Raw genomic sequence first — 14,614 nt, 5'->3', positions numbered from 1 at the left:
CCCTCAGTAGCGCAGCGGCCGCTTCGCGATGATCCAGGCGGCCACGCCGACACCGACCACGCAGGTGAAGGCCACATAGTGCGCCGGGGCCAGCGGGCCCCATGCCTTCGACAACCAGGCGAGCAGCGGCGGGGTCAGCCCGCCGAACACCGCGTACGCCACGTTGTAGGAAAACGACAGGCCGGAAAATCGCACTTCCGGTGGGAACGCCGCGACCATCAGCGCCGGCGTCACGCCGACCACGCCGCAACAGAAGCCGGCCAGCGTGTACCACGTCACGAACTGCGCTTCGTGACCCGACAGCAGCGCGCCGTACAGCGCGTAGGCCGCCACGCCCAATCCCAGCGAACCCGACAGCAGCGCGCGCCCCACGCCGATCCTGTCCACCGCCCAGCCGGCGGCCAGGCAGCCGAACACCAGCGCCAGCGTCGCCAGGCTGTTGCCGTGGAACGCGACCGCAGGCGCGATGCCGAAGCTGGTCTGCACCAGGGTCGGCGTCAGCAGCACGATGACGACGATCGCCGCCGTGAGCTGCCACGAGGCGAGGATCGACAGCACCACGGCCGGCCGATGCGCGGCGAGCACCTGCTTGACCGGCACCTGGCGGGCGAGTTGCCGGCGTTCGCGCATCTCGACGAAGACCGGCGTTTCTTCCAGCCAGCGCCGCAGCCATACCGCGACGAAGCCGAACACGCCGCCGATCAGGAACGGCACGCGCCATACCCACGCCTGCACCTCCGCGGCGCTGTAGCGGGTGTTGATCCACGCGACCAGCAGCGAGCCGATCAGGATGCCGGCGGTCAGCCCCGCGGTCAGCGTGGCGCAGGCGATGCCCACGCGGCCGCGCGGCACATGCTCGGCGACGAACACCCAGGCACCCGGCACTTCACCACCGACCGCGATGCCCTGCACGATCCGCATCGTCAGCAACAGCAACGGCGCCAGTGCACCAACCTGCGCATGCGTGGGCAGCAGGCCGATCAGCAGTGTCGGCACCGACATCATGAAGACGCTGAGCGTGAACATGCGCTTGCGACCCAGGCGGTCGCCGAAGTGCGCCATCACGATGCCGCCCAGCGGACGCGCCACGTAGCCGGCGGCGAAGATGCCGTACACCTGCAGCTGCGCCAGCCAGGGTGCGGTGCCGGGCGGGAAGAACAACGCACCCAACGTCTTTGCGAAGAACACGAACACGACGAAGTCGTAGAACTCCAGCGCGCCGCCCAGCGCCGACAGGCCGAGCGTCTTCGCATCGCGTCGGTTGAAGCGGCGCTGGATCGGATGCGGGGTATCGCCAAAGGTCATGCGGTGATCCTCGAGTCAGCCACCTCGACGGCGCGCAGGAATCGCCTGTCGTGCTGCAGCAGGCCAACACCTGCGATAGGCCTCGTTGTGGGAGCGACGTGAGTCGCGAACATGGGTCCGCCATGGCGAGACGCGCCTGGCTTTGCAACGACTGCGGCTGGGGCGGCGCTACCGGAACTGCAGGGCGTGCGATCGCGACTCACGTCGCTCCCACAGACGAGGCGCGGCGGCGGCCAAAGATGCGATCCAGACCCACGATGACCAGCCCCAGCACCACGAACACCCCCATGACACCCAGCGCATTGACCCCGACCCGCGACCAGCCCAACTGGCCGACATCGATGAAGGGATACGGGTATTCGCCCAGCCACGCCCCACGCACGAACACCCACATTACATAGGCCAGCGGGAACAGCAACCAGCCGGCCACGTTCCGCCAGCGCAGCGCGCCGTGCGGCACGCAGCTCAGCCACCACGCCCAGTACGCCAGCGGCACTGCGTAGTGCAGGCCGGTGTCGGCCCACCATTGCGCGCCCTGCGGCTGCCACAGGTGGCGCAGGATGAAGAAATAGATGCTGCCGGTAACGCCGATGTAGAGCGCGACCGCACCGCGCACGCCGGCCTGCACGAAGAAACCCGGACGCCCCGTGGCCGCGGTGAACGCGACCAGCGCCACCGCGATGTTGCTGAGGATGGTGAAGTAAGTAATGAACCGCAGCGTGCCCAAGCCCACGCCGAGGGTGTCGCGCGTCAGCTGCACGAGCAGGATGTACTGCAGCGTCAGCGCCGTCAGGGCCAGCAGGCCCACGAGGGCGGCGCAGGTACGGGATACGACGGGAAGGCGTACAGGCGACATCGGTCATCCTCGGTCCGCAGTGTCGCCAGCTTGCCACGGCGCATGCCTGGCCGGGAGTGGTCCCATCGCCAGCCGCGCAGTGCTTCGGCGACAATGGGCGGATGCCGATGACACCGACCGCCAAGGCCCAGCTGCAGATCCACCTGTGCGTGCTGCTGTGGGGCTTCACCCCCATCCTGGGCAAGCTGATCAGCCTGTCGGCCCTGCCGCTGGTGTGGTGGCGCATGCTGATCGTGGTGGCCGCCCTCGCCTTGTTGCCGCGCGTCTGGCGCGGACTGCGCGCCATGTCGCCGAAACTGGTACTGGCCTACTGCGGCATCGGCGCAATCGTGGCGCTGCACTGGCTGACCTTCTATGGCGCCATCAAATTGTCGAACGCATCGGTCGCCGTGACCTGCATCGCCCTGGCGCCGGCCTTCACCTCGGTGATCGAGCCCTGGCTGACGCGTCGCCCGTTCTCGTGGCGCGAACTGCTGTTCGGCATCGCCGTGCTGCCGGGCGTGGCGCTGGTCGTGGGCGGCATTCCCGATGGCATGCGCCTGGGCGTGCTCGTCGGCGCGCTGTCGGCGCTGCTGGTGGCCGTGTTCGGCCCGCTCAACAAGCGCCTGATCGACCACGGCGAGCCGCTGACCATCACCGGCCTGGAACTGGGCGCCGGCACCCTGCTGCTGACCGCGCTCGCCCCGCTGATGCCCATGCTGTTTCCCGCATTCGCGGGCGACCTGTTCGTGCTGCCCGGACTGAAGGACGGCGCGCTGCTGGTGATCCTGTCGCTGGCCTGCACGTTGCTGCCGTTCGCGCTGTCGCTGGTCGCGCTGAAGCACCTCAGCGCCTACGGCGTGCAGCTGGTGACCAACCTGGAGCCGGTCTACGCCATCGTCCTGGCCATCGTGCTGCTGGGCGAGCAGCGTGAACTGACGCCGCTGTTCTACCTGGGCGTGGGCATCATCCTGGCCGCGGTGTTCCTGCACCCGCTGACCCAGCGCCAGAAGCGCATCGAGCACCCGGAGGTGCTGGGCACCTCCGAGGCCAAGAACATCGTCGACTGACGGTCGTCAGCGCGCGACCAGCACGGGTACCGGACTGGTCGCGATGACTTTCAGCGCGACGGAGCCCACGAACAGTTGCTTCAGCGCGCCACGGCCATGCGTGCCCACGACCACCATGTCCGCCTTCGATGCCTTCGACTGCTTGACGATGCTCTCCGCCGGCTCACCCACCACGATTTTCTCCACGAACGGGAGTTGGGCGCGCTTGAGTGCCGTGCGTGCCTTCTTCATGGCATAGGCGCCGTTCTCGGCGTGGTAGCGCTCGACGCCGTCGTTGCCGAGTTCGAGCGCGACCGATCGCAGCAGCGGCGGGTCGGCGTACAGCAGGATCACGCTGGGCGGTTCCGCCAGCGACTTGCCGAATTCCACCAGGTGCCGGACGGCCGCCAGGCCGATCTCGCTTCCATCCACGGCCAACAGGATCTTCATCGTCGTGCTCCGCAGGGGGCGGCCGCACGCTGCGCCGCCGATGCAGGCAGGATGCGACGATCCGCCGCAGTCCGCATTGATCCCGATCAACTCAGGCGGCAGCGGCCACCACGCGGTCGCGGCCGCTGCGCTTGGCCTCGTAGAGGGCCTGGTCGGCGCGGCGGAACAGCGTTTCCGCAGTGTCCTGGCGTTGGCGCGCCGCCAGGCCGATGCTGACGGAGATCGGTAGACCCATCGGCAGCAGGCCCACGCTCTGGCGCATGAATTCGCATTGCAGGCGCGCTTCCTCCAGCGTGGCGCCGGGCATCAGGATGACGAACTCCTCGCCGCCGTGGCGCGCAGCCAGCCCGCGACCGGCCGCCTGCGCCCTCAACATGTCCGCCAGCGCGACCAGCACGCGATCGCCCTCATCGTGGCCATGCAGGTCATTGACGGTTTTGAAGTGGTCGACATCGAGCACCGCGACGGCGAGCGCCTCGCCACTCTGCCCCGCCTTCTGCATCGCAGCGTCGAGCGCGGCGGTGAAGGCCCGCCGGTTGGGCAGGCCGGTCAATGGATCGGTCTTCGTCTGTTCGGACAGGTCGGCGTTCTGCTGCTCCAGCTGGTCCTGGTACAGCTGCATCTGCTGCTCGTACCAGGCCCGCTCGCGCAGCTGGTGACTGAGCTGCCGGCTGACGCGGCGCAGTTCCAGCAGTTGCGTCACTTGCCGCGAAAGCGCCTCGAGCGCCTCGCGCTGGTAGGGCTCCAGTTCGCGCGGCTGGTCGTCCACGACGCACAGCGCTCCCAGTGCGTGGCCATCGCCGGACAGCAGCGGCGTGCCCGCATAGAAGCGGATGCCGTTCTCGGCCGTCACCAGCGGATTGTCGGCGAACCGCGTATCCCGGGTCGCATCGGGCACCACCATCGTGCTGTCGGGCATCAGGATCGCGTGCGCGCAGAAAGAGGATTCGCGCGAGGGGTCCGGATGCTCGATTCCCACCTGGGCCTTGAACCACTGGCGGTCGCGGTCGATCAGGGTGACCGCCGCCATCGGCACGCCGCAGATGCCGGCGGCGATGCGCACCAGATCATCGAAGCCGCGCTCCGGCGCGCTGTCCAGGATATCGAAGCTGTAGAGCGCGGCCAGGCGCGCTTCCTCGTTGTCGGGCTTCGGCGGTGGGCTCATGCCGTCAATGCGCGGGGGGACACCGGCGCAGTATGCCGCGATGGTCGCCGCGGGACAGCGTCCACGACGCGACCGCGGTCACGCTATCGCGTCACCAGCTTTCCTGCTGCGGCAGCAGTCCGCGCAGTTCCTGGTCGGTGAGGTTGCGCCAGCGGCCGACCTTCAGGTCGCCCAGCCTGACGTTGTCGATGCGCACGCGACGCAGTTGCGTGACCCGGTAGTCGAACGCGGCCGCCATCAGGCGGATCTGCCGGTTGAGGCCCTGGGTCAGGGTGATGCGGAAGCCGAACTTGGCGATCCGGCTGGTCCGGCACGGCAGGGTCATCTGGCCGTGCACGCGCACGCCACGCGCCATGCCACGCAGGAACTCGTCGGTGACCGGCTTGTTCACCGCCACCAGGTATTCCTTCTCGTGGCGGTTTTCCGCGCGCAGGATCTGGTTGACGATGTCGCCGTTGCTGGTCAGCAGGATCAGGCCTTCGGAGTCCTTGTCGAGCCGGCCGATCGGGAAGATGCGCTGCTCGTGGCCGATGAAGTCGACGATGTTGTCCTTCACCGACGACTCGGTGGTGCAGGTCACCCCCACCGGCTTGTTCAGCACGATGTACACATGCTTCCGCTTGCCGGCCTTCGCCGCGCGCGCCTTGATCGCCTGTCCATCGACGCGTACCTCGTCGCCCTCGCCCACGACGGCGCCCACCCCGGCCGCGATGCCATTGACGGTGACGCGGCGCTCGGCGATCAGGCGGTCGGCCTCGCGGCGGGAACAGAAGCCGGTGTCGGCGATGTGCTTGTTGAGGCGGATGGTCATGCGGCCATTATCCGGGATCGGCCGCCCGGCGTGCGCATCATGCGGTTTCGGCGTACGCCGCGGCGGCGGCCACGTCCCCGGCCATCAACTCGTCGAGCGGGCAAGGGACATGGACAGCGTAACCCTGCACGTAGCCGATGCCCACTTCGCGCAGTTGCGCCAGCATGGCCTCGCTCTCCACCCATTCCGCCACCGTGGCCTTGCCCAGCGCCCGGCCCATCTGGCTCATCGAGCGCACCAGCGCCAGGTCGGATTCGCCCCGTGCGAGGTCACGGATGAAGGCGCCGTCGATCTTCAGGATGTCCACCGGCAGCCGTCTGAGGTAGGCGAAGGACGACAGCCCGCTGCCGAAGTCGTCCAGGGCGATGCGGCAACCGCGTTCGCGCATGGCATCGATGAACCGGCAAGCGTCGTCGAGGTTGGCGATCACCGCCGTCTCGGTGATCTCGAAGCACAACCGACGGGCCACGCCCGGCTGCTGGTCCAGCCATTGGCCCACGTATTCGAGGAAGGCCGGATCGGCGACGGACTGCGCGGACACGTTGACATGGCACAGGTCCACGCGCGCGAGGCTCGCGGGATGCCGCGCGAAGAAGCGGCACACCGCCTCGATCACGTACCGATCGACCGCCATGCCCTGGCCGTAGCGTTCCATCGCCGGCAGGAAAACCCCGGGCGCATGCACCGCCCCGTCGCGATCGCGCAGGCGCACCAGCACTTCGTACTGCAAGCCGCTGTCGCCGTCCAGCGCGACGATCCGCTGCGCGTAGAGCAGCAACCGCTCTTCGGCGATCGCCAACTGCGTATGGGCCACCCATTCCAGCTCCCGGCGCCGGCGGGACAGGCTGGGGTCGGTGTCGCGGTAGCAGCGGATGCGGTTGCGGCCTTCTTCCTTCGCGACGTAGCAGGCGGCGTCGGCGGCGCGCAGCAGCCAGTCCACGTCGACCGCATCGTCGTTGATCTCGGCGACGCCGATGCTGCAGTTGAGGGCGAACATGCGGCCGTTCCAGCGGAAGGCGTTCTCGCCGAGCGAGGCCTGGATGCGCGCCATCGCCGCTTCCGCCTCGTCCAGCCCGGTGTCGTGCAGCAGCACGGCGAACTCGTCGCCCCCCAGGCGTCCCACCCAGTCGTCGCGACGCAGCTGCGTGGCCACGCGATGGGCGAACTGGCAGAGGAAGCGGTCTCCCGCCTCGTGGCCGCAGGTGTCGTTGACCAGCTTGAACTGGTCCAGGTCGATGAAGCAGAGCGTGTGCCGCCGCCCGCCCGGCACGCCGCCCAGCGCCAGACCCAGCCGTCGTGCGATCTCGCGGCGATTGATGAGGCCCGTGAGCTCGTCGTGGCTGGCCTGGTGGGCGATCTCGCATGCCAGTTCGTGCGCTTCGGAGACGTCTTCGGCCAGCACGAACACCCGTTCGCTGCGGCCGGTGCGGGCGGCGACCACCGATGCCGTCCAGCGCACCCAGCGCACTTCGCCGCCGGGCCGCACGAAGCGGCGCTCGCCGGCATCCCGCAATCGCACCCAGTCGATGACACCGGCGGCGTCCACCACCAGGTCGTCCGGGTGCAGCACGTCCGCCAGGCGCAACGCACGCAGTTCCTGCAGCGGCCGCCCCAGGATCTGCGCCAGCGCTTCGTTCGCCTGGGTGAACCGTCCTTCGCGGTCGAGCTTGACCATGCCGACCACCGACTGGTGGAAGGCGATGCGGAATTCGCTTTCGGTTTCGCGCACGCGGCGCAGCGTCGTGCGCATCACATGCAATGCGTAGGCGCAGAGCCCGATGAACGCCAGTGCGCTGAGCGCCAGCAGGGCGCGCCGCATGAAATGCGCGCCTTGCGCCAACGAACGCGAGAACGCCAGTTCCTTCGGGCGCAGGCGCGCGTCGATCACCAGCAGCGTCCGCTGGTAGGCAGCCACGTCGTGCGCATCCAGCGGACCCGCCTTCGTCCGCGCTTCCAGCGCATCGGCCACCGCGACCAACTGGTCGATCTCCACTTCGGCCTCGCGCCAGAGCCTGACCGAATCGCGGAAGTAAGGCGCACGCGCCAGCGCGCGGTACATCCAGATCAGGCGATCGATGTCGGCTGGCGTGTTCTGGCCCTGCAGGAAGCCCGCACGGGCGGCCGCAACATCGATCGGTTCGCGTTCCAGCGCCCGGCGGCCCTCACGATCACCCAACGGCACGCGCAACGCGTCGCGCGCGGCATCCAGGTCGCTTGGGCGACCATGGCTGGCGTACCGGTAGAGTCCCAGCACCGCACGCTGGTGGGCTTTCGACCAGTGGCTCTCGCCGATGATGTAGGCGGTGGCGCCCGCCTGCGTCTCCAGGACGGCAGCGGTCAGCAGCGCGCCCAGCGCGAACAGGACGATGAGCGCTGCCACCCGCGCCGGCAGCCGCTGCAGGCCACGGTCGTCATGCCGGACGTCGGGCGCGCCCGACGCGGTGGCTTCCCAGTTGTCCACTCCTGCTCCTGTGGGTGTACGCGGACGAAGGGCATCCACGCTGCGCTCCGCGACGGCTCATCGGCCCGTGCGCGGTGCGCTTGAGGGGGATCGCAGGAAAAGGAGCCGCCTTGCCGACCAGTGGTCGTTGCCCGGGGTCGTCGTCAGTGGGCGACGTCGGGTTCGGCATCGACCACGCGATCGCGGCCGGCGCGCTTGGCCCGGTACATGGCCTCGTCCGCCCTGCGCAGCAGCGAGGCCGCGTCGGTGTCTTCGGTGACCAGCGTCGCCAAGCCAATGCTGGCGGTCACCACCAACCCGTCGATGCCCAGCGCCGCGCCCGCGGCGCTCACCTCACTGCGCATCGTCTCCAGGCGCGCACGCGCGGTCGCACCGCCGATACCCGGCAGCAGCACCAAGAATTCTTCGCCGCCCATGCGGATCACGTCCGCCGGATCGCGCACGGCCGAGGTGAGCGTGGCCGCGACGGCCACCAGCACGCGGTCGCCCGCCTCGTGCCCGTGCACGTCGTTGATCCGCTTGAACAGGTCGATGTCCAGGAAGCCCACGGCCAGCGTCCCGTCGCCGGTGCGCGCATCGCGCATGTGCTGTTCCAGCCGCTTCAGGCCGGCGCGCCGGTTCGGCAAGCCTGTCAGCCCATCGGTATCGGCCAGTGCGCGCATTTCGTCGCGCTGGCGGCGCAGCTGTCCCAGGCGCAGGTTCAGCACATACGCGCTCACCGTCAGGAACCAGGTGATGGACAGCTGGATGGCCTCCACGCGGTATTCGATCAGCAGGCAGCTGTCGGCCAGGTCCATCGCCGCCATGGTCAGGAACGGCAACACCGCCGCGAGCGCCGCCGTCGCGTCGGCGCGGTGGCGGCGCAGCGATGCCAGGCCAAGTGCGAAGACCACCACGCAGCCGGCCACGAATCCGGTGTCCATCGCCATGGCCAGGCGGGACAGGCCGGCCGGCGGCAGCCACGCCGTCGCCATGCCCATCGCGCACAGGGCGGCCGTGATCCACGGCAGCCAGCGCGTGGTGGTCGGCCAGAAGCGCGCGCCCCCCACCAGCAGCCACATCACGTACAGCAGGATCGGCAAGCCGAGGCAGGAGAACGCCACCAGCCAGCGGGTTTCCTGCCCATCGACGGGCAGCCAGGGCTCGGGATAGCCGCTCAGTCCGCTCAGCACCGATTGCCCCAATACGCTCAGCGCGCACAGCAGCGTGTAGCCGAAGAACGCGCGGTCGCGCGTGCTCAGGAAGCCCATCAGGGCCATGAAGGCCAGCGCGATGGCGATTGCCACGCAGGCGGTGCGCACCAGCAGGCGCGCCGTGTCGAACTGCTGCACCGGGCTGGGTGCGCCGATGCGCACCGTGGGAATCCAGCCCGGCTTCAGCGGCTTTTCCCAGGCGACCTGGATGGGTTCGTGATTACCCGCCGGTGGTACCACCACCATGCCGACGCCGGCGCGGAAGCGCGAATCGCGGGTGCGGGCATCGTGCATCCGACCGCAGATCTCGCGGTCGCCATGGTGCACGCGCACCTCGCCCGCGAAGATGTTGAAGACATTGACCGCCTGCGGCGCCCCCGACCACCCGCCGGGCGGCGCGGGAATCTCGACGCGTTCGGTCAGTCCGGCCTGCATGGCGGGCGTACAGTGACGCTGAGGGGCCTGTTCGGACGTGGGCGCACCGGTCACGAGATAGTTGCGGCCGGACTGGGGGCTCGCCAGCGCCGGGCACGACGCGGCCGCGAGCAGCAGCAGCCACCCCGCGATTCCGCCGATTCGTCCCCTGTTCCCCTTCACTGACACTCCGGTACGTCGCCGCGTCCCGACATCCGGTGTGCTGGCTTGCGTCTACGAAATGCAACTTTCGTGCCACCTGCCGGCGCCCGCGCGCCGGCGGCCGGCGTCACTCGCGCGGCGGACCCTTGCGGTGCGGCTTGCCGGCGCCGAACGGCTTGTCGCCCCGCGGCTTGCCCTTGCCGGCACCCGGCCCGCCGAACTTGCGCGGCGGCGCGGAACCCGGACCGGCGCCCTCGCCGGGCTTGTGGATGCGGAGCTGCTGCCCCGCCACCCAGACCTTCTTCAGGTGCATCAGCACCTCGCGCGGCATGCCTTCGGGCAGGTCCAGCGTGGTGTGGTCGTGCTGGATGTCGATCCGGCCGATGTAGCGGCTCTCCAGCCCCGCCTCGTTTGCGATGGCGCCGACGATGTTGGCCGGCTTCACGCCGTGCGCGTGGCCCACCTCGATGCGATAGGTCTCCATCCCCACCTCCGGCGCGCCGCGCGGCGGTTTGTCGGCGCGCGGGCGGTCGACGTCGGGCCGTTCGATCTTCGACCGCTCGGGCTTGTCGGTACTGCGCACCGGACGCTCGCCATGGCTCTCGTCGCGACGAGGCCGCTCGTCGCGTTCGCGCCGTGGCGCATTGCCGTAGGTTTCGCTGCGCACCGGGCGCTGCTCGCGCGGCGTGCGCTCCTGCGACAGCAACAGCGGCGTGTCGCCCTGCACGAGTTGCGCCAGCGCGGCGGCGATGTCCACGGCCGGCACGTTCTGCTCGCGCTCGTAGCGTTCGATCAGTGCGCGGAACTCGCCCGCCTTGCCCGAGGCCAGCGTATCGGTGATGCGCGCGAGGAACTTTTCCACGCGGCGGTCGTTGACCGCTTCCACGCTCGGCAGCTGCATTTCCTCGATCGGCTGGCGGGTCGCGCGCTCGATCGACCGCAACATGCCTTTCTCGCGCGGCGTCACGAACAGGATGGCGTCGCCGGCACGACCGGCACGGCCGGTGCGGCCGATGCGGTGTACGTAGCTTTCGGTGTCGTACGGGATGTCGTAGTTCAGCACGTGGCTGATCCGCTCCACGTCCAGGCCGCGCGCGGCCACGTCGGTGGCGACCAGGATGTCGAGCTTGCCGTCCTTGAGCTGCTGGATGGTCTTCTCGCGCGCCGCCTGCTGCATGTCGCCGTTGATCGCCGCCGCCGCCAGCCCGCGCGCCTGCAGCTTGTCGGCCAGTTCCTCGGTCGCCGCCTTGGTTCGGGCGAACACGATCATGCCGTCGAACGGTTCCACTTCGAGGATGCGGGTCAGCGCATCCAGCTTGTGCATGCCGCTGACCCACCAGTAACGCTGGCGGATGTTCGCGGACGTGGTCGTCTTCGAGGCGATGTTCACCTCGACCGGATCCTTCAGGTAGGTCTGCGCGATGCGGCGGATGGCCGGCGGCATGGTCGCGGAGAACAGCGCCACCTGGCGCGTTTCCGGCGTTTTCTTCAGCACGGTCTCGACGTCGTCGATGAAGCCCATGCGCAGCATTTCGTCGGCCTCGTCCAGCACCAGCGTGGTCAGCCCGGAGAGGTCCAGCGAGCCGCGCTCCAGGTGGTCGATGACGCGGCCAGGGGTACCGACCACGACGTGCACGCCGCGCTTGAGCGCCTGCAGCTGCGGGTAGTAGCTCTGGCCGCCGTAGATCGGCAGCACGTGGAAGCCGGGAATCTTGCCGGCGTACTTCTGGAACGCCTCGGCCACCTGGATGGCCAGTTCGCGCGTGGGCGCCAGCACCAGCGCCTGCGGGCTGCCTGCGCTGGGGTTGATGTTGGCCAGCACGGGCAGCGCGAACGCGGCGGTCTTGCCGGTGCCGGTCTGTGCGGTGCCCAGCACGTCCCGGCCGGCCAGCATGGCCGGGATGGTCGCGGCCTGGATGGGAGACGGGGTCTCGTAGCCCACGGCGGTGACGGCGGCCATGACGGGCGCAGGCAGGCCGAGGTCGGCGAACAGGAGGGGGGCGGACGAGGGGGATTCGGTAGACATGCGGACACTCCGGGGCGTCGCGGAGCCGCACGCCGAGCCGCATATTGTGCGCCTTCGGGGGCGTCCTGTCGCGTTGCAGCACGTGGGCGCGTTCACGTGCACGGGGGCTGTGATGTTTCCGCCGCAGCGGCGAATCACTTTGCAGACCCGCACAATCGAGCCCTCGCCCGGATGCCATCGATCCCCGCCATGACCACGGACACGGACGCCCGCGAGGGCTTCCAGACCCTGCTGCAGGCCCATCGGGGCATCGTCGCGAAGGTCGCCGGCACGTACGCCTGGCATCCGGACGACCGCGACGAACTGATGCAGGACATCGCGACGCAGCTGTGGCGCGCCTGGCCCGGCTATGACCCGCAACGCCCATTCGCCACCTGGATGTACCGGATCGCGCTGAACGTGGCGATTTCCGGCGTGCGGAGCCGGACGCGCGCCCCGTCGTCCGAGGCATGGAACGAAGACCACCACGATGTGGCCGATCCGCATGCGCACGACCACGAGGGACGCCAGCAGGTCGACCTGCTGTACCGCTTCATCCAGGCGCAGCCGCCGCTCGACCGGGCATTGCTGCTGCTCTACCTCGAAGACCACAGCTACCGCGAGATGGCCGACGTGCTGGGCCTGAGCGAAACCAATGTCGCCACCAAGATCAGCCGGCTGAAGCAGCGGCTGCGCGACGAACTCTGACCATCACCGCGACGGGAGCCGACGCATGGAACCGGATGAACTGAAAGCCGCCTGGCAGACGCTGGGTCAACGCCTGGAACGCCAGGAAGCCATCCAGTGGCACCTGCTGCGCGACCGCAAGCTGGACAGCGTGCGGTCCACGGTGCGCCCGCTGTTCTGGGCGCAGGGCCTGCAGGCGCTGCTCGGCGTCGGCCTGCTGGTGCTGGGGGTGGCCTGCTGGAGCCGCAACACGGAGGTACTGGGCCTGCTCGCGACCGGCATCGCGCTGCACGCGTTCGGTGTGGTCACCATGGTCATGGCGTTCATCACCATGAGCCTGATCGGCACGATGGACTACACCGCGCCGGTGCTGAAGATCCAGAAGCGATTCGGCCTGCTGCAGCGCTTCTACCGGCTCAACGCGATGGTCTGCGGCGCGCCGTGGTGGATCATGTGGCTGCTGGTCGTGGTCGGGCTGGCCGGGCTGGGAAGGGTCGATCCGGGCGCCGGCACGCCGGCATGGATCGCATGGAGTTTCTCGATCAGCATGGCCGGCTTCCTCGGTACGGTCGCGGCCATTTACTGGCAGCGCCACCGCCGCCCGTCGACGGACCCCACATGGGAGGAAAGCGTGGGCGTCCGCCGGGGCCGCACGCTGCTCGAGCAGATCGCCCGGTTCGAGAAAGAATGAGCCGCTGGCTGGCTTACACTGCCCCCATGCAACGCATCGACTTCGACCTGGACCGCGAGCACGTGGAACTCAACCAGCTGCTGAAACTGGCCGGCATCGCCGACAGCGGCGGCCAGGGCAAGGCGATCGTCGCCAGCGGCGCGGTGACCGTGGATGGCGCGGTGGAACTGCGCAAGACCGCCAAGATCCGCGCCGGCCAGTCCGTGCGGATCGGCGATGTCGAAATCCGGGTGGTCGCGTCCGGCTAGGGCGCGGTACCGGGCGTATCGGCCGCTTCGATCGCTTCGACGTCAAGGTCGGCGACGCGATCGAACTCCGACAGCGGGCTGTCCGCCGGGCACTTGGCATCAGGGAACTGGAACTGCTCGCGCAGCGCGAGTCCGCACGCCTGCATCTGGTCCAGGTCCTTGCCGGCCGCCTTGCACTCGCTGTCGAAACTGCGCATGAAGGCGTCGCGGCGCATCACGAAGTCGTCGCCGCACCGGCGCATCAGCTGCAGGCGGTCCAGGTCGTCCTGCGCGGCATTGGTGCCGTCCAGACCGTATTCCTGCAGTTCGTCCTTGCTCAGCAGGCGCAGGCGGCGGTTGGGCACCGTCATCATCAGGTCGGCGATGGCGACCGCCGCGCCGTTGCGCTCGAGGTAGTCCTTGACCCGCCCGTACACGCCACGCAGCTCGTCGTTGAGTTCGGCGCGCGTGGTGGCGGTGGAGCTCATGCGGATGATGCGGTGGACGCCCACCTTGCCGGAGATCATCCGGTTATCACCGGCGCCCAGCACGAAGACGCACGCGCTATGGCAGACCGAATCCTCGCGCACCCAGATGGTCCAGCCCCCGGCGCCGATCACGTCGCCGGCCTTGATGGCGTCCTCGACCTGTCCGCCGGCCGAGTCGAGATCGAGGATGCGCTTGTAGATGCCCATGCGCCCGGCGATGTCGGCCACGCGCGCGACAAGATCGGTGAAATCGGCCGCGATCTTGCCCTGGTAGCGCAGCCGCAACACGCCGCCCTTCTGGCAGGGCGACAGTGCATCGACCACGCTGAAGAAGGCCAGCGACTCCAGCGGAACACCATCGCCCTGCTCGGTGGTGTAGTCGGCCTGGCAGCTCACCCAGGCCTTGCCCGAGCTCACCTTGGCGACCGGCCAGTCGGTCGGCAGCCCTTCCGGCTGCCCGGACGGCGAAGCGACAACCGGACCGGACGAAACGGCCCCGTCGCCGCGCTCGGCCTGCTGCGCCGGCGTATCGGGTGCCGGCGGCGGCGCTTCGGCCATGGCATCGGGCGCGAGGTCCGAGGCGGCACGGTCGCAGGCGACGAGCAGGCTTGCAGTCAGCAGCAGGACAACGAAGAGTCGGGAAGTGCGGGACAGCATCCGGTCGATCACGG

Annotated in this window: 13 protein-coding genes; 4 read left to right on the top strand and 9 right to left on the bottom strand. The window is 69.1% G+C overall.

Annotation, left to right across the window (positions count from 1 at the left end):
• Window positions 1-3: 3 nt before the first annotated feature.
• Together Q0907_RS02725 and Q0907_RS02720 are read right to left on the bottom strand one after the other, a co-directional pair.
• Window positions 4-1,305: an MFS transporter gene (locus Q0907_RS02725; protein WP_299341245.1), complete on the bottom strand. Its 1,302-nt coding sequence runs from the start codon at window positions 1,303-1,305 to the stop codon at window positions 4-6.
• Window positions 1,306-1,504: 199 nt separating this feature from the next.
• Window positions 1,505-2,161: a Pr6Pr family membrane protein gene (locus Q0907_RS02720; protein WP_299341244.1), complete on the bottom strand. Its 657-nt coding sequence runs from the start codon at window positions 2,159-2,161 to the stop codon at window positions 1,505-1,507.
• A gap of 101 nt (window positions 2,162-2,262) precedes the next feature.
• On the opposite strand from Q0907_RS02720, the gene Q0907_RS02715 reads away from it, so the two are divergent.
• On the top strand, window positions 2,263-3,210 hold the full coding sequence (locus tag Q0907_RS02715) for a DMT family transporter (RefSeq protein ID WP_296279130.1): 948 nt from the start codon (window positions 2,263-2,265) through the stop codon (window positions 3,208-3,210).
• A gap of 6 nt (window positions 3,211-3,216) precedes the next feature.
• Here the strand turns inward: Q0907_RS02715 and Q0907_RS02710 are convergent, their stop codons facing one another.
• From Q0907_RS02710 to Q0907_RS02685, 6 genes are all read right to left on the bottom strand, one after another.
• Entirely contained in the window at window positions 3,217-3,639 is a 423-nt protein-coding gene (locus tag Q0907_RS02710; RefSeq protein ID WP_299341242.1) for a universal stress protein, read from the bottom strand.
• A gap of 91 nt (window positions 3,640-3,730) precedes the next feature.
• Window positions 3,731-4,804, bottom strand: coding sequence for a sensor domain-containing diguanylate cyclase (locus Q0907_RS02705; protein WP_299341241.1), 1,074 nt, complete (start codon window positions 4,802-4,804; stop codon window positions 3,731-3,733).
• 91 nt (window positions 4,805-4,895) lie between these two features.
• Window positions 4,896-5,615, bottom strand: coding sequence for a pseudouridine synthase (locus Q0907_RS02700; protein WP_299341239.1), 720 nt, complete (start codon window positions 5,613-5,615; stop codon window positions 4,896-4,898).
• 37 nt (window positions 5,616-5,652) lie between these two features.
• The gene (locus Q0907_RS02695; RefSeq protein ID WP_299341238.1) at window positions 5,653-8,076 is read right to left on the bottom strand and encodes an EAL domain-containing protein; all 2,424 of its coding nucleotides are present in this window, start codon (window positions 8,074-8,076) and stop codon (window positions 5,653-5,655) included.
• 143 nt (window positions 8,077-8,219) lie between these two features.
• Entirely contained in the window at window positions 8,220-9,866 is a 1,647-nt protein-coding gene (locus Q0907_RS02690; RefSeq protein ID WP_299341236.1) for a GGDEF domain-containing protein, read from the bottom strand.
• A gap of 106 nt (window positions 9,867-9,972) precedes the next feature.
• A complete protein-coding gene (locus Q0907_RS02685) occupies window positions 9,973-11,871 on the bottom strand; it encodes a DEAD/DEAH box helicase (protein WP_299341235.1) in 1,899 nt (632 codons plus the stop codon).
• A 189-nt stretch (window positions 11,872-12,060) separates the two neighbouring features.
• On the opposite strand from Q0907_RS02685, the gene Q0907_RS02680 reads away from it, so the two are divergent.
• Genes Q0907_RS02680 through Q0907_RS02670 form a run of 3 tightly spaced genes read left to right on the top strand, consistent with a single transcriptional unit; the run spans window position 12,061 to window position 13,476 of the window.
• The gene (locus Q0907_RS02680; RefSeq protein WP_296279123.1) at window positions 12,061-12,558 is read left to right on the top strand and encodes a sigma-70 family RNA polymerase sigma factor; all 498 of its coding nucleotides are present in this window, start codon (window positions 12,061-12,063) and stop codon (window positions 12,556-12,558) included.
• A 25-nt stretch (window positions 12,559-12,583) separates the two neighbouring features.
• Window positions 12,584-13,228 carry a hypothetical protein gene (locus Q0907_RS02675; RefSeq protein WP_299341232.1) on the top strand — a complete coding sequence of 215 codons (645 nt, stop codon included), beginning with the start codon at window positions 12,584-12,586 and terminating at the stop codon, window positions 13,226-13,228.
• A 26-nt stretch (window positions 13,229-13,254) separates the two neighbouring features.
• Complete coding sequence (locus Q0907_RS02670) at window positions 13,255-13,476, top strand: RNA-binding S4 domain-containing protein (protein WP_296279121.1); 222 nt, start codon at window positions 13,255-13,257, stop codon at window positions 13,474-13,476.
• Here the strand turns inward: Q0907_RS02670 and Q0907_RS02665 are convergent.
• Entirely contained in the window at window positions 13,473-14,600 is a 1,128-nt protein-coding gene (locus tag Q0907_RS02665; protein ID WP_296279120.1) for a hypothetical protein, read from the bottom strand. The genes Q0907_RS02670 and Q0907_RS02665 overlap by 4 nt on opposite strands.
• Between the last annotated feature and the right edge of the window lie 14 nt (window positions 14,601-14,614).

Source organism: uncultured Pseudoxanthomonas sp. (assembly GCF_947498795.1).
Lineage (GTDB): Bacteria > Pseudomonadota > Gammaproteobacteria > Xanthomonadales > Xanthomonadaceae > Pseudoxanthomonas_A.
Note: the sequence above shows the minus strand (reverse complement) of the source record. Positions and strands in the feature narration are given on the sequence as shown.